This window comes from Roseomonas sp. TS2, from assembly GCF_058833935.1.
Genome location: NZ_JCACVY010000013.1, coordinates 36,214 through 52,635, shown reverse-complemented (window position 1 = coordinate 52,635; position 16,422 = coordinate 36,214). Strand labels below are relative to the sequence as shown.

Below are 16,422 nucleotides of genomic sequence, written 5' to 3'. Positions count from 1 at the left end.
GGTCGATGGCGCGGTGCGCGACATCAAGGAGCTGGCGCAGCTCGACCTCGGCGTCTGGGCGCTCGGCGCCACCCCGGCGGGGCCGCACAAGGAAGGGCCGGGCGAGATCGGCTACCCCATCGCCTGCGGCGGGCTGGTGGTCGCCCCCGGCGACCTGATCGCGGCCGACGAGGATGGCGTCGTCGTCGTGCCCCGCGAGGCGGCGGAGGCGGTGATCGCGGCGGCCGAGGGCCATGCGGCGAAGGAGGCGGCCACCACCGCCGCCATCCGCGGCGCCGGCTGGGACCGCGCCTGGGTGGAGCAGACCCTGGCCGCCAAGGGCTTCGCCATCACGCGCTGAGGACGGGGAACATGGTCACGCCCGTGGCGCAGGTGCCGGCGGAGCGCGTCCACCGGCAGATCCTGAACATCCTGCTGGCCTGGGGCATGGACCCTGTGCTGGCCGCCACCACGGCCGAGGCCATGGTGGAGACCGACCTCATGGGCATCGACTCGCACGGCCTGTCGATGCTGATGATGTACGAGACGATGCGCAACGCCGGACAGCTCGACCTCGCGGCGCGGCCGCGCGTGGTGCGGCGCAATGCCGCCACCGCGCTGGTCGATGGCGGCGCCGGGCTCGGCCATCCCGTCGCCGTCATGGCGATGGAGCTGGCCGTGGAGCAGGCGCGGGCGGGCGGCATCGGCGCGGTGGGGGTGTTCAACTCGCACCATTTCGGCGCCGCCGGCTACTACGCCCGGCTGGCGGCGAAGCGCGGCGTCATCGGCCTGGTGATGACCACGGCGCGCAGCGTGCTGGTGGTACCGACGCGTGGTGCGCAGCCGATGCTCGGCACCAACCCCATCGCCCTCGCCGCGCCGGCCGATGGCCGGCCGGCCTTCGTGCTGGACATGTCGAGCAGCACGGTGGCCGGCAACAAGGTCAAGGTCTACGACCTCAACGGCAAGCCGATGCCGGAAGGCTGGGTGGTGGATGGCGAGGGTCGCCCCGTCACCGACGCCGCCGAGGGCATGGCCTATCTCTTCAGGCGGGCCGAGGGCGGCCTGACCCCGCTCGGCGGCGACGAGGCCACCGGCGGCCACAAGGGCTACGGCCTGGGGCTGATGGTGCAGATCCTGGCCGGCACGCTGACCGGCGGCGCCCTCTCCGTGCTGCGCAACCGCACAGCGAAGCCGGGGGAGCCGGACAATATCGGCCATTTCTTCCTGGCCATCGACCCCGCCGCCTTTCGCCCGCCGGAGGAATTCGAGGCCGATCTCGGCACGCTGCTGGAGACGATGCGAGCGACGCCCCCCGCCATGCCGGGGCGCCCCGTGCTGATCCCCGGCGAGCCGGAGGATGCCGAGCACGCCGCTCGCGGCGCCGCCGGCATCCCCGTGCCGGAGACGCTGGACCGCCATGTGCGGGAGATCTGCGCCCGCTGCGGCGCCGGTTACGTGCTGGCCTGACACTGCCGGGGCGCGGCACCGCCGCCGCGCCCCGCTGCGGACCGTGAAGACACGGCCGCTCTGCGCAAGAACCACCGGGAGAATGTCCACATGTCCAGGATGCCTCGCCGCGCCCTGATGGCCGGCCTGCTCGCCGCCCCCGCCCTGCTGCGCCCCCGCGCCGCCGGGCGCGAAGCCGGCGATGAGCTGCACCGGGCGCGTGGGCTGCCAGCCGGAGGCCTGCGCGCCGCTCTACCCGCAGCCGCTGGTGGTGGTGAACCGCCCCGGCGCCGGCGGCGCGCTCGCCGCCGATTTCGTCGCCCGCGCGGCGCCGGACGGCCACACCCTGCTGCTGGCCGGCGGCAGCGAGAGCACCTCCATCCCCGCCCACCGCGAGGTGCCCTACGACCCCAAGACATCCTTCCGCGCCGTCATCCGCCTGACGCGCAACGGCCATTTCATCTGCGTGCGCGGCAAGGGCGGCCGCTTCTCCGACATGCGGCAGGTGATGGCGGCGGCCAAGGCCGAGCCCGGCCGCATCACGCACGGCTCGGCCGGCGCCGGCACCCTCTCCCACTCGCTGTTCCTGCTGCTGGAGCGGCGCGCGGCGGTGGAGTTCCTGCACGTGCCCTATACCGGCGGCGGCCCGGTGGCGCAGGCCCTGCTCTCGGGCGAGATCGACCTCGGCGTGCAGGCGTCCGACGAGCTGGGCGGGCTCGCCGCCTCGGGCGACATCGTGCCGATCGCCCTCGCCTCCGCCGAGCGCTCCCCCGCCTGGCCCGATGTGCCGACGCTGCGCGAGCTGGGCTGGGACGTGCAGGCCGACAACCAGAAGGGCTGGATCGGCCCCGCCGGGGCGCGGGACGGCACCCTCACCTGCATGGTGGGCGGCGACCGCGCGGCCTTCGACGCCGCCGCCGCCGTGTTCGGCGCGGTGGGGCGCAGCGCCACGCATCTCGGCCCGGCCGGTGCCGGGCAGGTGTGCAAGTCGGCCAACCAGCTCATCATCACCGCCACCATGCAGGCGGTGTTCGAGGCGCTGGCGCTGGGCCGCAAGGCGGGGCTGGACCCGGAGGCGATGCGCCAGGCGCTGCTCGGCGGCTCCGCCCGTTCGGCGGTGCTGGAGGCGCATGCCAAGCGCTACCTCGATGGCGCGCTGCAGCCCGGCTTCCGCGCCGAGCTGATGCGCAAGGACATGCGCCTGGCGATCGGCGCCGCGCGGGACCACGGGGTGTTCGCGCCTTCCACCGCGCTGGCCGCGCAGATGATGGAGGCGCTGGTCAACAGCGGACGGGGGGGCATGGATTCGGCGGCGCTGGGGGAGCTGGTGGCCGAGCTTTCCGGCGTGGCCAAGCCTGACTGACAAAAGAAAGAAAAGGGATTCCAGGGGAGAATTCCTTCTCCCCTGGCCTTTCGTTCAGCGCGGCTCGCCCTGCACCGGCACGTAGCCCAGCTCGGTGATGAAGGTGGTGATCTCGCCCGTGGCGGCCTCCACCTCCGCGAGGTCGGTGCCCTTGGCGACCAGCGCCACGCCGTTCCCCTCCGGGCGGTAATACGGGTAGGAGCCGATATCGAGCTGGGGGTAGCGCGCCTGGATGGCGCCCAGCCCCTCGGCGATGGTGCCCTCCAGCATGCCGGCGGCGTGCACCGCGCGCGACTGCACCGGCACGCCGCCGGCCAGCTTCGGCGCCAGCCCCTCGAACATCGCCTGCATGATGCGCGGCACGCCCGCCATCACATGCACATTGCCGATGATGAAGCCGGGCGCGACGGAGACCGGGTTGTCGATCAGCGCGGCGCCGCGCGGCATGGTGGCCATGCGCTGGCGCGCGGCGTTGAACTCGGCCGGCGGGTCCTGGCGCGCGTAATGCGCGGCCAGCCGCGCCCATGCCTCCGGGTGCGGCTCCCACGGCACGCCGAAGGCGGCGGCGATGCATTCGGCGGTGATGTCGTCATGCGTCGGGCCGATGCCGCCCGTGGTGAAGACATAGGTGAACTTCGCCCGCACCTCGTTCACCGTGCCGATGATCGTCTCCGGCACGTCGGGGATGACGCGCACCTCGCGCAGCGGAATGCCGATCTCGCCGAGCTTCGTGGCGATGAACTTCAGGTTGGCATCCTGGGTGCGGCCCGAGAGCACCTCGTTGCCGATGATGAGCAGGCAGGCGGTGGGGTTGGTCATGTGCGAGTCCCAAGGGCGGCGTCGGGGGGGAGTCTACCCCCCGCCCGCCTCACAGGAAATCGCGCAACAGCGCGACCAGCGGCCTGTCGGCCGGCGGCATGGCGTAGTCGGAGAGCTTCTGCGGCTTCACCCAGGCCAGCGCCTGCCCCTCCCGCGCGGTGACCGTGCCTTCCCAGCGGCGGCAGAGGTAGAGCGGCATCAGCAGGTGGAAGCGCCCGGCATCATGGCTGGCGAAGGTGAAGGGCGCGAGGCAGGCGGCGGAGACGTCGATATCCAGCTCCTCCTTCAGCTCGCGGATCAGCGCCTGCTCCGGCGTCTCGCCGGGGTCCAGCTTGCCGCCGGGAAACTCCCACAGCCCCGCCATCGGCTTGCCTTCCGGCCGGCGGGCGAGCAGCACGCGGCCATCGGGGTCGATCAGCGCGCAGGCGGCCACCAGCAGCATGGGCTTGGCATCCGGCGGCGGCGGCTCGGCCACGAAGGGCTCGGGCAGCGGCACGGGGGCGGTCAGGTCCTCCCGCCCGCCCTCGAACAGCGTCACCGGCAGGCGGGCGCCGCGCGCCAGGAACGGCACCTCGCCCTTGCCCGTCTCGCGCAGGCCGATGCGCCGCAGCACGGCGCCGGAGCGGCCATTCTCCTCCAGCGCATGGGCGAAGATGCTGTCCAGGTCGAGATTGGCGAGGCCCCAGCGGGCCAGCCGGCCAGCCGCCTCGGCGGCCACGCCATGGCCCCAGAAGCGGCGCCCGACCCAGTAGCCCAGCTCGGCGCGGCGGGTATCCGGCTCCCGCGTCAGGCCGACGCAGCCGACCAGCACCTCGGTGTCGCCATCCTGGCCGACGATGGCCAGGTGCCAGGCGGAGCCCTCCGCCAGCCGCTTGTGGGTGGAGGCGATCCACTCATCGGCCAGCTCGCGGGAGTAGGGGAAGGGCACGCGGCTGAGCCAGCGCACCACCTCCCAGTCGTTGATCAGGCGGTGCAGCGCCGGGGCATCCTCGGCGCGCAGGGGCCGCAGCGTCAGCCGCTCGGTGCGGAGGGGGGCGAATTCGGGCTCGCTCATGCGGGGAAGTCCAGGCCCCGTGGCGCAGGGCGCCACGGGGCCATGGGATTCAGCGCTTCCACCAGCCGCGCTTCTTCGGCGCATCCGGCACGGCATCCACGAGCACGGGCTGCACCGGTGCGCCGGCTTCCGGCGTGGCGGCCGGCGCCGCCTCCACGGCCGGCGCGGGTTCGGCCACGGCCTCGCTGGCCGGGGCAGCCGCCGGCACTTCCACCGGCACCGCCTCCGCGGTCTCCGGCGTGGCCGCGGCGGCCTTGGCCGGCGCCTTGCGCATGCGGCGCGGCTTGGCCGGCGCGGCTTCCACCGCCTCCGGCACCTCTACCGGCGCGGCTTTCACCGCCTCCGGCGCGGCCGCGGCGGCCTTGGCCGGAGCCTTGCGCGTGCGGCGCGGCTTGGCCGGCGCGGCTTCCGCCTCCACAGGCACCTCCACCGGCGCGGCTTCCACCGCCTCCGGCGCGGCCACGGCGGCCTTGGCCGGCGCCTTGCGCGTGCGGCGCGGCTTGGCCGGCGCAGCCTCCACCGGCGCTTCCACCGCTGCTTCCACAGGAGCCTCGACCACGGGCGCGGGCTCGGTCAGCGGCAGGGGCGCGGGCTCCGGCAGGGCGGCGCTTTCCACGACAGGCTGCGGCGCGGCCTGCATCTCCGGCACCGGCGGCTGCGGCAGCGAGTCGATGGCGGCGACCGGCGCCACCTCCGGCGTCACCGGCGGCAGGGAACCGGGCTTCGGCGCCAGCGGCTGCTGCGCGGCTTCCTCGGCCGCCGCCATGGCGTCGAAGATGTCGTCCAGCGTGCCGGCGAAGGGGTCGGCGGGCGTCGGGCCGGCATAACGCGGGCGCGGCGGCTCCGTTCCCTCGCCGAAGCGGCGGCGGCCACGGCGGCCGCGGCGACCACGGCGCTGCTCCTCCTCGCTGTCGAAGGCGGCGCCGTCGGCGGCCTGGCCCTCGGGCGCCGGCGTGGCGGAGGCGGGCGCGGCCTCAGGCACCGCCTCGTCCGGGGTCATGCCCTCGGACTCGGCCTCGGCCTCGTCGCCCTCGCTGTCGCCCTCGGTGTCGTCCGGCCCGGCGAGATCGCCGGCCTGCATCGGCGCGCCATCCTCGCGGCGGCCCCCACGGCGGCGGCGACGGCGGCGGCGACGGCGGTTCTCGCCATTGCCACGGTCCTCGGCACCGGCCTCGGCGGGCGGAACCTCGGCGCCGGCCGGCACGGCCACGGCCTCATCCTCGGCGGCGGCGGCAGGCATGGGCGCGGGTGCGGCCGTGGCGGCGGGCGCCTCCGGCACGGCCACCGGCGCGGCCTCCTCCACCTCGGGGGCGTAGTCCATGCGCAGCGCGGCGGGGGCGCTGGGCGGCTCGGCCACGGTCTGCGCGCGGGTGCGCTCGATGCGGATGGCCGGCGGCAGCAGCTTGGCATCCGGCTCGAACAGCACGGCCATGCCGTAGCGCGCCTCGATCTCCGCCAGGCGCTCGCGCCGGCGGTTGAGGATGTGCAGGGCCAGTTCCGGCGCGATGGAGACGACGATCTCGGCGGCGCGGCGGCGGGCGCCCTCCTCCTCGATCTGGCGCAGCACCTGCAGCGCGCTGCTCTCCGGCGTGCGGACGATGCCGAGGCCCTGGCAGTGCGGGCAGGTGGCGAAGGAATGCTCGGTGAGGCTGGGGCGCAGCCGCTGGCGGCTCATCTCCAGCAGGCCGAAATGGCTGATGCGGCCGACCTGGATGCGGGCGCGGTCCTGCTTCAGCGCCTCCTTCAGGCGGCGCTCCACCTGCGCGTCGTTGCGCGAGGACTCCATGTCGATGAAGTCGATGACGATGAGGCCGGCCAGGTCGCGCAGACGCAGCTGGCGCGCCACCTCGTCGGCGGCCTCCAGGTTGGTGCGCAGCGCGGTGTCCTCGATGTGCCGGTCGCGCGTGGCGCGGCCCGAGTTCACGTCGATGGCGACCAGCGCCTCGGTCTGGTTGATGACGATGTAGCCGCCCGACTTCAGCTGCACGGTGGGCGACATCATCGCGTCGAGCTGCTGGTCCACGCCGTGACGCGCGAAGAGCGGCACCGAGTGGTCCTTGTAGAGGCGGATCTTGCGGTCGTTCTGCGGCATCAGCATCCGCATGAAGTCGCGCGCCTGGCGGTAGGCGCCCTCGCCCTCCACCTGGATCTCCTCGATGTCGCGGCCGAACACGTCGCGGATCGAGCGCTTGATGAGGTCGGCTTCCTCATAGACCAGCGTCGGCGCGGTGGATTCCAGCGTGCGCTCGCGGATGTCGTCCCACAGACGCAGCAGGTACTCGCAGTCGCGGCGGATCTCGGGCTTCGGCCGGCCGGCGCCGGCGGTGCGCACGATCATGCTCATGCCGCGCGGCATGCTCAGCTCCTCGATCACCTCGCGCAGGCGCTTGCGGTCGGCGATGGAGGTGATCTTGCGGGAGATGCCGCCGCCGCGCGGGCTGTTCGGCATCAGCACGGAGAAGCGGCCGGCGAGGCTGATATAGGTGGTCAGCGCCGCGCCCTTGTTGCCGCGCTCCTCCTTGACGACCTGCACCAGCATGACCTGCCGGCGGCGGATCACCTCCTGGATCTTGTAGTGGCGCAGGAAGCGGGGCGGGATGCGGCGCTCCTCGCGGCCGTTCTCCTCGTCCTTGTCACGGCCGCCGAGCATCTCGGGCGGGGTCTCGGGAGCGGCACCCTCGGCGTCCTCGCCGGCGGTCTCGCTCACCGGCACGCCCTCATGCGGCACGGTGGCCTCGGCGGCGGCGGCCTCGGCGGCGATCAGCGCCTCGCCGGAGGTCTCGCGGGGCGCCTGGTCGGCATCGGCCATCTGCTCGATGCGGGCGGCCATCGCGTCGGCCTCGGCCTCGCTGACCTCCTCGCCCTCGTCGTCCGCCTCATCCTCGGCGGCCTCGGCGGCCTGCAGGGCGAGCAGGCGCTCACGGTCGGCGACGGGCAGCTGGTAGTAGTCGGGGTGGATCTCGCCGAAGGCGAGGAAGCCGTGGCGGTTGCCGCCATACTCGACGAAGGCGGCCTGGAGGCTGGGCTCCACGCGCACCACCTTGGCGAGGTAGATGTTGCCCTTCAGCGGGCGCTTGTTCTCGGTCTCGATGTCGAATTCTTCGAGCCGGTTGCCGTCCAGCACCACCACGCGTGTCTCGTCGGCGTGGGATGCATCGATCAGCATGCGCTTGGTCATGAACCGGGATGCTCCGAGCCACCGGCGCGGTCGCGCTGCCGGTGGCGGCAATGGGTGGGCAGGCCCGAGGCAGCGGGGTCGCGCAGGCGGCGTGGCGATGGACTTGCCATGCGGCTCTGGTCTCGACCTCTCGTCTCGGCGGGCCGCGCCCCGGAATGGGGGGGCCCTTGTTGGGCGCGCCGCGCGCAGGCCCCGGGACCGTGCCGCCACATCGCAGAGCGACGCCGGGCAGGCACGAACGGGCCAGCGGCAGGCACGAGCCAGGATGGCGGGCGGAAAACCCGCATCATCCCTCCGCGCCATGGTGCACGCGCCGGTGGAGCGGACAACGGGGCTCTGGCGGAGCCGGGATGCGCGCACCCCTGATCATAGGGGGCAATCCCTTGCCAGATCCTTCAGGCCGCTTCAGGCCTGGCCCGCCATGAAGGCGGCGGAGCCAGGAAAAGCCCAGGCGGCCGTGCCCGGAACCTCCACCGACAGCGTTCGCCGCCGGGGCAAGGCACCATAGGCGGGGGCTGCTCCTTCCACAAGGCATTGCATTCCTCACATGTTACATGAAGGAATCCCGTGATCCTGCGGCATTGGCATGATAGAGGCGAAGTATCGGCAAGGTGCGGCCCATCGCGGGCCGGCCGGCGTGGCGGCGTTTTCGCGCCCCTGCCTGCCTTCCGGTCGCCGCCGCGCCCCGCGCCGGCGGTGACGGGCGCGCACCCTGGGGAGGGCCGCGCCCGGCCGGGGCCGCCGGGAGGGGGAAAGCCCGCCGGCCTCGCCAGGCTCATCGAGGGGGAGTTCGCCGCGCCATGTCTGATTCACCCGGCCGCCGGCAATTGTTGCAGATGGCGCTGGGGCTCGCCTTCGCCGGGGTGCCGGCGCTGGCCGAGGCCGCCGTCACCGCCGCCCGGCTGGCGCGCGCCGATGGCGGCAGCCGCCTGACCATCGCGGTCAACAGCGCCACGCGCTGGTCGCTGCGCGCCACCACCCGCCCCGCCCGGCTGGTGCTGAGCCTGCCCGGCACCACCTGGCGCGGCCCGGCGCGGCTCGGCGCGGCCGGTCTGGTGCGCGGCGCGCGCTGGGACAACGCCAACAAGCGGCTGCTGATCGACCTCGCCGGCCCCGTCTCGGTGCAGGCGGAGGAGGGCGGGCGGCAGCTCGCGGTGCATGTCACGCCCGGCACCCAGCCCGGCTTCGCGCGGCTGGCGCGCGGCACCATCGCCGAGGGGCGGCTGGGCGGCGCGGCGGCCGCCTCCTCCCTGCCGCTGGTGGTGCTGGACCCCGGCCATGGCGGCAAGGACCCGGGCACGATCGGCGTCAACGGCACGCTGGAGAAGCGCATCACCCTCGCCGCCGCGCTGGAGCTGAAGCGGCAGCTCGAGGCGGGCGGACGCTGCCGCGTGGCGCTGACCCGCGGGCGCGACGCGTTCGTCTCGCTCGACGGCCGGGTGGAGTTCGCCCGCAAGCGGGAGGCGGCGCTGTTCGTCTCGCTGCACGCCGATTCCGCGCCGGGGGCGCGCGGCGCCAGCGTCTACACCCTCTCCGACCGTGCCTCCGACGCGCTCTCCGCCCGGCTGGCGCAGACGCAGAACCGCGCCGACGCGGCGGGCGGGCTGCGCCTGCCCGATGTCTCGCCCGAGGTGGAGCGCATCCTCTACTCGCTGGTGCGGCAGGAGACGAAGGTAGGCTCGGCGCGGATGGCGCGCTTCGTGGTGGATTCGCTCGGCCGCAGCGTGACGCTGCTGCCCAACACCCACCGCCAGGCTTCCTTCGCCGTGCTCAAGGCGCCGGACGTGCCGAGCGTGCTGGTGGAGATGGGCTTCCTCTCGGACCGGCGGGACGAGGCGGCGCTGAACCGCGCCGCGCACCGCGCCCTGCTCGCCCGCTCGATGACCCGGGCGATCCATGGCTGGCTGGCCCAGCACCATGCCGGCATGATCCACGCCGGCTGACAGAAAGAAGATGGGGGCGCGGGGGAATTCCTTCCCCCGCCCTTACCTGGCCTGCCGGGCCGTCAGCCCAGCTTGCCGTGGCAGTGCTTGTACTTCTTCCCCGAGCCGCAGGGGCAGGCGGCGTTGCGCGGCGTGCGGTACCAGGTGGCCGGGTCCTGCGGATCGACACCCTCCACCGCGCGCGGCGTGGCGGGGGCGAAGCCGCCTTCGGCGGGCGCATGGTCCCACCCCGCCGCGGAGGCCGCGCCCATCATGTCCGGCTCCGGGTGGCGCATGTCGCTCACCATCACCGGCTCAGGCAGGGGCGGCGGCGAGGCGGGGCTCAGCTCGATGCGCAGCAGCAGCGAGGTGACGCGCTCGCGCAGGTCTTCGAGCATGGTGTTGAAGAGGTTGAAGGCCTCGCTCTTGTACTCGTTCAGCGGGTCGCGCTGGCCATAGGCGCGCAGGCCGATGCCCTGGCGCATGTGGTCGAGCGAGAGCAGGTGCTCCTTCCACACCGAATCGAACACCTGCAGCAGCAGCTGCTTCTCGACCATGCGCATCAGCTCGGGGCCGATATTGGCGGCGCGGCTGGCGGCCATCTGCTCGGCGGCGGCCTGGATGCGCTCGCGCACCGCCACCTCGTCGATGCCCTCCTCCTTCGCCCATTCCTCCACCGGCAGGTCGAGGCCAAGGTCGTTGCGCACCCGCTCCTGCAGCCCGGCGATGTCCCACTGCTCCGGATAGGCGTTCTCCGGGATGGCGCGGGCGACCATGGCGTCGATCGTCTCGCGCCGCATCTCCTCCACCGTCTCCGAGACGTCGGCCGCCGTCATGAAGGTGCGGCGCTGGGCGTACACCTCCTTGCGCTGGTCGTTCATGACGTCGTCGTACTTCAGGAGGTTCTTGCGGGTGTCGAAATTCCGCGCCTCGACCTTCTTCTGCGCCTTCTCCAGCGCCCGGTTGATCCAGGGGTGGATGATGGCCTCGCCTTCCTTGAGGCCGAGCTTCTGCAGCATCCCGCCCATGCGGTCCGATCCGAAGATCCGCATCAGGTCGTCTTCCAGGCTCAGGAAGAAGCGGGAGGCGCCCGGGTCGCCCTGGCGGCCGGAGCGGCCGCGCAGCTGGTTGTCGATGCGTCGGCTCTCATGCCGCTCCGTGCCGATGACGAAGAGGCCGCCCGCCTGCTTCACCACCTCCTCATCCGCCTTCACCTGGGCGCGGAGGGCGGCGAGCTGCGCCTCCCACTCCGGCCCTTCCTTCGGGCCGGGGAAGCCGGCCTCGGCCAGCATCTCGGCATTGCCGCCGAGCTTGATGTCGGTTCCCCGCCCGGCCATGTTGGTGGCGATGGTGACGGCGCCCGGGCGGCCGGCCTGGGCGATGATGCCGGCCTCCTGCTCGTGGTAGCGCGCGTTCAGCACCTTGTGCGGCACGCCTTCCTTCTTCAGCAGCTCGCTGATCAGCTCCGACTTCTCGATGCTGGTGGTGCCGACGAGCACCGGCTGGTGGCGGGCCTGCGCCTCCTTCACCAGCTTCGCCACCGCGTCGTACTTCTCGGCGGCGCTGCGGTAGACCTCGTCGTCGCTGTCCTGGCGGACCACCGGCAGGTTGGTCGGGATCTCGACCACCTCCAGCTTGTAGATCTCGGCGAACTCGTCCGCCTCGGTCGAGGCCGTCCCGGTCATGCCGGCGAGCTTCGGGTAAAGGCGGAAGTAGTTCTGGAAGGTGATGGAGGCGAGCGTCTGGTTCTCCGGCTGGACCTCGACGCCTTCCTTGGCCTCCAGCGCCTGGTGCAGCCCCTCGGAGTAGCGGCGGCCTTCCATCATGCGGCCGGTGAACTCGTCGATGATGACGAGCTTGCCCTCGCGGTTGACGATGTAGTCCACGTCCCGCGCGAAGAGGACATGCGCGCGCAGGCTCTGGTTGACGTGGTGCACCAGCGTGACGTTGTGGAAGTCGTAGAGGTTGCCTTCCTCCAGCAGCCCGGCCTCGCTCAGCATGCGCTCCACCGTGGCCGTGCCGGCCTCGGTCAGCGCCGCGGTGCGCATCTTCTCGTCCTTGTCGAAGGTTTCCTTGTCCTTCACCAGCTCGCGCACCACGAGGTCCACCTGGCGGTACAGCTCGGAGCTGTCCTCGGCCGGGCCGGAGATGATCAGCGGCGTGCGCGCCTCGTCGATGAGGATGCTGTCCACCTCGTCGACGATGGCGAAGTTGAAGTCGCGCTGGACCATCTCGTCCAGCCGGTACTTCATGTTGTCGCGCAGGTAGTCGAAGCCGAACTCGTTGTTGGTGCCGTAGGTGATGTCGCAGGCATAGGCGTCGCGCCGCTCCACATCCGTCAGGCCGTGGACGATGACGCCGCAGGAGAGGCCGAGGAAGTTGTAGAGCCGGCCCATCTGCGCGCTGTCGCGCTGCGCCAGGTAGTCGTTCACCGTGACGACATGCACGCCCTTGCCGGCGAGGGCGTTGAGGTACACCGCCAGCGTGGCGACGAGGGTCTTGCCCTCGCCGGTCTTCATCTCGGCGATGCGGCCGGCGTGCAGCACCATGCCGCCGATCATCTGCACGTCGAAATGGCGCATGCCGAGCACGCGCTTGGAGGCCTCGCGCGCCGTGGCGAAGGCCTCGGGCAGCAGATCGTCCAGGCTCTCCCCGGCGGCGAGGCGGGCCTTCAGCTTCGGGGTCTGCGCCCGCAGCTCCTCGTCCGAGAGGGGGGCGAGTTTCGGCTCGAAGGCGGTGATGTCGGGCAGCCGGGCGCTGAACTGCTTCAGCACGCGGTCGTTCGAGGTGCCGAAGATGGCGCGGGCGAGGCGGGAGAACATGCTGTTTCGAAACTCTCCGAGGGCGGCCGGCACCCCTCCCCCCCCTCCGACGGCCGGGCACGGGGCCAGTCCGGAGGAAGGCCGGGCCCGGACCTTCCGGGTCCGCCCAGGCCGGGCAACAGGGGCGGGCAACAGGCTGCTTTGGCCGAGACAGATAGGCGCGGCCCGCCTCAGGGTCAACGAAAGCCGGAATGACAGCGCGGAAAGGTCAGGCCCACGCCGCTGCGGCGGCCCTGCCCGGCTGGCCTGCCTGCCCTGATTGTGATGTGGGGCGGCATCCGCCATCTTGAACCGTCCAGCCGCGAAGGCACATGCACCGAATGCGATCCACCGCCCTCATTCTTCCCCTGCTGCTCGCCGCGGCGCCCCTCCTGGCCCAGCCTGGCCTGGCCCAGAGCGGTCAGGCCCAGACTGGTCAGGCCCAGACTGGCCAGGCACAGCCGGGAACACCGCCCGGCGCGGCCGCGCCCCAGGCCGCGCCCGGTACGCCCGCCGGCCAGCCGGCCGGCAACCCGGTGGTCGCCCGCGTCGAGCAGGAGGAAATCCGCCTCTCCGACGTGCAGGCCGCCATCGGCGAGCTGCCGCCCGAGCTGCGCGGCGCCCCCGGCCCGATGCTCTTCCCCCTCGTGCTGGACCAGCTGATCGCCCAGAAGGCGCTGGTCGCCGCCGCCCGCGCCCAGGGGCTCGACAAGGACGCGGCGGTGCAGGCCGCCATCCGCCGCGCCGAGGAGGAGCAGCTGCAGCAGGCGCTGCTGCGCCGCGAGATCGCCCCCGCCCTGACGGAGGAGGCGCTGCGCGCCCGCTACCAGAAGGAGATCGCCGGCAAGCCGGGCGAGGAGGAGGTGCATGCGCGCCACATCCTCACCGCCACCGAGGCCGAGGCGCGCGCCGCACTCGCCGAGGTGCGCAAGCCGAACGCCGATTTCGCCGCCGTGGCGAAGCAGCGCTCCACCGGCCCCGGCACCCAGCAGGGCGGTGATCTCGGCTTCTTCAAGAAGTCCGACATGGTGCCGGAATTCGCCGAGGCCGCCTTCGGCCTGAAGGCGGGCGAGATCAGCCGCGAGCCGGTGAAGAGCCCCTTCGGCTGGCACGTCATCAAGGTCGAGGCACGCCGCATGGCGCCGGCCCCGAGCTTCGAGGAGAGCGCCGAATCGCTGCGCCAGGCCGCCTTCGAGGAGGCGGTGAACGCGGCGGTGGAGGAGGTGCAGGCCAAGGCCAAGATCGAGCGCTTCAACATGGACGGCTCGCCGCGCGCCAGCACCCCCGCGCCCTCGCTGCTGGACGGCGCCGCGCCGCCCGCCGGGCAGCCGCGCCGCTGAGGCGATCCTGCCGCGGGCCGGCGGCGGCGGAGATCCGCCGCCGCCGGCCCGCGCGCCTGCTTTCAAGCCCCCTTCCTTTGCGGTAACGCTGCGGCGCCCTGATCACGTCAAGGATGCGCCCTGATGGCCGCTAAGGCTCTGCCCGTCTCTCCGCTCGCGGTTCCCCTCCCCGCCGTGCCGCCCATCGCCGGCGTGACGCTCGGCGTGGCGGCGGCGGGCATCCGATACAAGGGCCGCAACGACCTCACCCTGATGCAGTTCGCCCCCGGCACCACGGTGGCCGGCGTGTTCACCCGCAACAAGTGCCCGGGCGCGCCGGTGGACTGGTGCCGCGCGGCGCTCAAGGGCGGCAAGGCCCGCGCCCTGGTGGTGAATGCCGGCAACGCCAACGTCTTCACCGGCAAGCCGGGGCGCGACGCGGTGCAGGCCACGGCTGACGCCGCCGCCGCCCTGGTCGGCTGCAAGCCGCGCGAGGTGTTCCTCGCCTCCACCGGCGTGATCGGCGAGACGCTGCCGCACGAGAAGCTGACCGCCGCCCTGCCCGCCCTGCACGGCCAGCTCGCCGCCGATGGCTGGGAGGGTGCCGCGCGCGGCATCATGACCACCGACACCTTCCCCAAGGCCTGCGTCCGCACCGCGCTGATCGGCGACACGGAGGTGACCATCGCCGGCATCGCCAAGGGCAGCGGCATGGTGGCGCCGGACATGGCGACGATGCTCTGCTTCATCGCCACCGACGCCAAGATCCCGGCGGCGGCGCTGCAGGCCATCCTGAAGAAGGGGGTGGATGCAAGCTTCAACCGCACCACCGTCGATTCCGACACCTCGACCAGCGACACGGTGCTGGTCTTCGCCACCGGCCAGGCGAAGCACTCGCGCGTGCCGGCCGAGGGCGGCGCGATGCTCAAGAGCTTTGCCCGCGCGCTGCACGATCTGCTGCTCGACCTCGCGCTGCAGGTGGTGCGCGACGGCGAGGGCGCGCAGAAGCTGGTGCGCATCGACGTCACCGGCGCCACCACCGCCCGCTCGGCGCAGAAGATCGCCATGGCCATCGCCAACTCGCCGCTGGTCAAGACCGCCATCGCCGGCGAGGACGCCAATTGGGGCCGCATCGTCATGGCGGTGGGCAAGGCGGGCGAGCCGGCCGACCGCGACAGGCTCTCGGTCGCCGTCGGCGGCACCTGGATGGCGCGCGAGGGCGGCGTGGTGCCGGGCTATGACGAGGCGCCGGTGGTGGCGCACATGAAGGGCCGGGAGATCGAGATCGCCGTCGATATCGGCCTCGGGCGCGGCAAGGGCACGGCCTGGACCTGCGACCTGACGCACGGCTATATCGATATCAACGGCTCCTACCGGAGCTGAGACCCGGCTCCCCGGCGCCCTTTCCCGGAAGGGGCCGGGGACGGACCCGGCCGCCCGCCCTGCCAGGCGGCGCCGGCCCGGCACGCAGACCGCTCCCGCCCCTCCCGCCCCTCCGGACGCACCGATGCTGAACCGCCTGAGCCAGCTGCTGGAGTTCAGCATCCGCCCCCGCTCGGCCATGTTCCGCTGGAGCTTCGCCGCCGGCGTCTTCCTGGTGGCGCTTCTGGCCCGGCTGAAGATCGGGCCGGCATTGCCGCCGGGCTTCCCCTACCTCACCTTCTTCCCGGCGGTGATCGTCACCACCTTCGTCTGCGGCCTGTGGCCGGGCGTGGCCGCCGCCACCGCCTCCGGCATCGCCGCCTGGTACTTCTTCATCGAGCCCTTCCACAGCTTCACCCTCGACGGCGCCACGGCGATGGCGCTGGGCTTCTACGCCCTGATCGTGACGGTGGACGTGCTGCTGATCCACCTGATGCAGGAGGCGCTGCTGCGCCTGCGCGCCGAGAGCGCCCGCCAGTCCCGCGAGCGGGAGCTGAGCCAGCAGCTGGCCGAGAGCCGCGAGGTGATGTTCCAGGAGCTGCAGCACCGCATCTCCAACAACCTGCAGGTGATCGGCGCGCTGATGGCGCTGCAGCGCGGCGCCGTGCAGGACAAGAAGGCCCGCCGCATCATCGACCAGGCGGCCACCCGGCTGGAGCTGATCGGCCGCATCCACCGCCGGCTGCAGGACCCCTCGGGCCAGCGCGTGGAACTCGGCGTCTTCCTCGGCCGCCTGTGCGACGACCTGCTGGACGCCGCCGGCGCCACGGGCGTCAAGGTGCACCTGCAGGCCGACAGCGTGCTGCTGCCGCCCGAGCAGACGGTGCCGATGGCGCTGATCCTGATGGAGCTGGTCTCCAACGCGCTGGAGCATGGCTTCGCGCACCAGGGCCAGGGCAGGATCGCCATCGAGCTGCGCCAGCTGGAGCCGGCCACGATACAGCTCACCGTGCTCGATGACGGCGCCGGCCTGCCGCCGGATTTCGACCTGGAGACCACGCAGAGCCTCGGCCTGCGCATCGTCAGGGCGCTGGCCGCGCAGCTCGGCGCCAGCTTCGAGATGCGGCGGGCGCCGCGCGGCACCGCCTGCGGCCTGCTCCTGCCGGTGCGCTGAGG

Annotated in this window: 11 protein-coding genes; 7 read left to right on the top strand and 4 right to left on the bottom strand. The window is 72.9% G+C overall.

The genetic code is table 11. From position 1 onward, the window contains the following. The 3 genes from ACZJYS_RS04780 to ACZJYS_RS04770 all read left to right on the top strand — a co-directional run. A partial coding sequence (locus tag ACZJYS_RS04780; protein ID WP_493176183.1) for an RraA family protein occupies positions 1–340 on the top strand: 340 nt, incomplete at its 5' end. Between the two features lie 11 nt (positions 341–351). After that, positions 352–1,449, top strand: a complete 1,098-nt coding sequence (locus tag ACZJYS_RS04775) for an Ldh family oxidoreductase (RefSeq protein WP_493176181.1) — start codon at positions 352–354, stop codon at positions 1,447–1,449. A 181-nt stretch (positions 1,450–1,630) separates the two neighbouring features. After that, positions 1,631–2,791, top strand: a complete 1,161-nt coding sequence (locus ACZJYS_RS04770; RefSeq protein ID WP_493176179.1) for a tripartite tricarboxylate transporter substrate-binding protein — start codon at positions 1,631–1,633, stop codon at positions 2,789–2,791. Between the two features lie 54 nt (positions 2,792–2,845). On the opposite strand, the gene ACZJYS_RS04765 is transcribed toward ACZJYS_RS04770, so the two are convergent. From ACZJYS_RS04765 to ACZJYS_RS04755, 3 genes are read right to left on the bottom strand one after another with little or no spacing between them, the layout of a single operon-like run. After that, complete coding sequence (locus ACZJYS_RS04765) at positions 2,846–3,610, bottom strand: competence/damage-inducible protein A (RefSeq protein ID WP_493176177.1); 765 nt, start codon at positions 3,608–3,610, stop codon at positions 2,846–2,848. A 49-nt stretch (positions 3,611–3,659) separates the two neighbouring features. Then, positions 3,660–4,664 carry a bifunctional GNAT family N-acetyltransferase/(deoxy)nucleoside triphosphate pyrophosphohydrolase gene (locus tag ACZJYS_RS04760; RefSeq protein ID WP_379649394.1) on the bottom strand — a complete coding sequence of 335 codons (1,005 nt, stop codon included), beginning with the start codon at positions 4,662–4,664 and terminating at the stop codon, positions 3,660–3,662. Between the two features lie 49 nt (positions 4,665–4,713). After that, positions 4,714–7,842 (bottom strand): Rne/Rng family ribonuclease, encoded by a 3,129-nt coding sequence (locus ACZJYS_RS04755; RefSeq protein WP_493176175.1) that lies wholly within the window; start codon positions 7,840–7,842, stop codon positions 4,714–4,716. 800 nt (positions 7,843–8,642) lie between these two features. Here ACZJYS_RS04755 and ACZJYS_RS04750 point away from each other — a divergent pair. Further along, the gene (locus ACZJYS_RS04750) at positions 8,643–9,785 is read left to right on the top strand and encodes an N-acetylmuramoyl-L-alanine amidase (protein WP_379649390.1); all 1,143 of its coding nucleotides are present in this window, start codon (positions 8,643–8,645) and stop codon (positions 9,783–9,785) included. Between the two features lie 62 nt (positions 9,786–9,847). On the opposite strand, the gene secA is transcribed toward ACZJYS_RS04750, so the two are convergent. Further along, positions 9,848–12,586: a preprotein translocase subunit SecA gene (gene secA, locus ACZJYS_RS04745; RefSeq protein WP_493176172.1), complete on the bottom strand. Its 2,739-nt coding sequence runs from the start codon at positions 12,584–12,586 to the stop codon at positions 9,848–9,850. Positions 12,587–12,906: 320 nt separating this feature from the next. Here secA and ACZJYS_RS04740 point away from each other — a divergent pair, with 320 nt between their 5' ends. The 3 genes from ACZJYS_RS04740 (at position 12,907) to ACZJYS_RS04730 (ending at position 16,420) form a co-directional block, all read left to right on the top strand. After that, positions 12,907–13,905, top strand: coding sequence for a peptidylprolyl isomerase (locus tag ACZJYS_RS04740; RefSeq protein WP_109516339.1), 999 nt, complete (start codon positions 12,907–12,909; stop codon positions 13,903–13,905). 123 nt (positions 13,906–14,028) lie between these two features. Beyond that, complete coding sequence (gene argJ, locus ACZJYS_RS04735; RefSeq protein WP_493176170.1) at positions 14,029–15,267, top strand: bifunctional glutamate N-acetyltransferase/amino-acid acetyltransferase ArgJ; 1,239 nt, start codon at positions 14,029–14,031, stop codon at positions 15,265–15,267. Positions 15,268–15,391: 124 nt separating this feature from the next. After that, positions 15,392–16,420 (top strand): sensor histidine kinase, encoded by a 1,029-nt coding sequence (locus ACZJYS_RS04730; RefSeq protein WP_493176168.1) that lies wholly within the window; start codon positions 15,392–15,394, stop codon positions 16,418–16,420. The last annotated feature ends 2 nt before the right edge of the window (positions 16,421–16,422 follow it).

Coding starts and splice junctions, on each gene's coding strand:
- argJ (WP_493176170.1), top strand. CDS start 14,029: ATGGCCGCTAAGGCTCTGCCCGTCTCTCCGCTCGCGGTTCCCCTCCCC.
- ACZJYS_RS04765 (WP_493176177.1), bottom strand. CDS start 3,610: ATGACCAACCCCACCGCCTGCCTGCTCATCATCGGCAACGAGGTGCTC.
- ACZJYS_RS04770 (WP_493176179.1), top strand. CDS start 1,631: ATGAGCTGCACCGGGCGCGTGGGCTGCCAGCCGGAGGCCTGCGCGCCG.
- ACZJYS_RS04750 (WP_379649390.1), top strand. CDS start 8,643: ATGTCTGATTCACCCGGCCGCCGGCAATTGTTGCAGATGGCGCTGGGG.
- ACZJYS_RS04730 (WP_493176168.1), top strand. CDS start 15,392: ATGCTGAACCGCCTGAGCCAGCTGCTGGAGTTCAGCATCCGCCCCCGC.
- ACZJYS_RS04760 (WP_379649394.1), bottom strand. CDS start 4,664: ATGAGCGAGCCCGAATTCGCCCCCCTCCGCACCGAGCGGCTGACGCTG.
- ACZJYS_RS04755 (WP_493176175.1), bottom strand. CDS start 7,842: ATGACCAAGCGCATGCTGATCGATGCATCCCACGCCGACGAGACACGC.
- ACZJYS_RS04775 (WP_493176181.1), top strand. CDS start 352: ATGGTCACGCCCGTGGCGCAGGTGCCGGCGGAGCGCGTCCACCGGCAG.
- secA (WP_493176172.1), bottom strand. CDS start 12,586: ATGTTCTCCCGCCTCGCCCGCGCCATCTTCGGCACCTCGAACGACCGC.
- ACZJYS_RS04740 (WP_109516339.1), top strand. CDS start 12,907: ATGCGATCCACCGCCCTCATTCTTCCCCTGCTGCTCGCCGCGGCGCCC.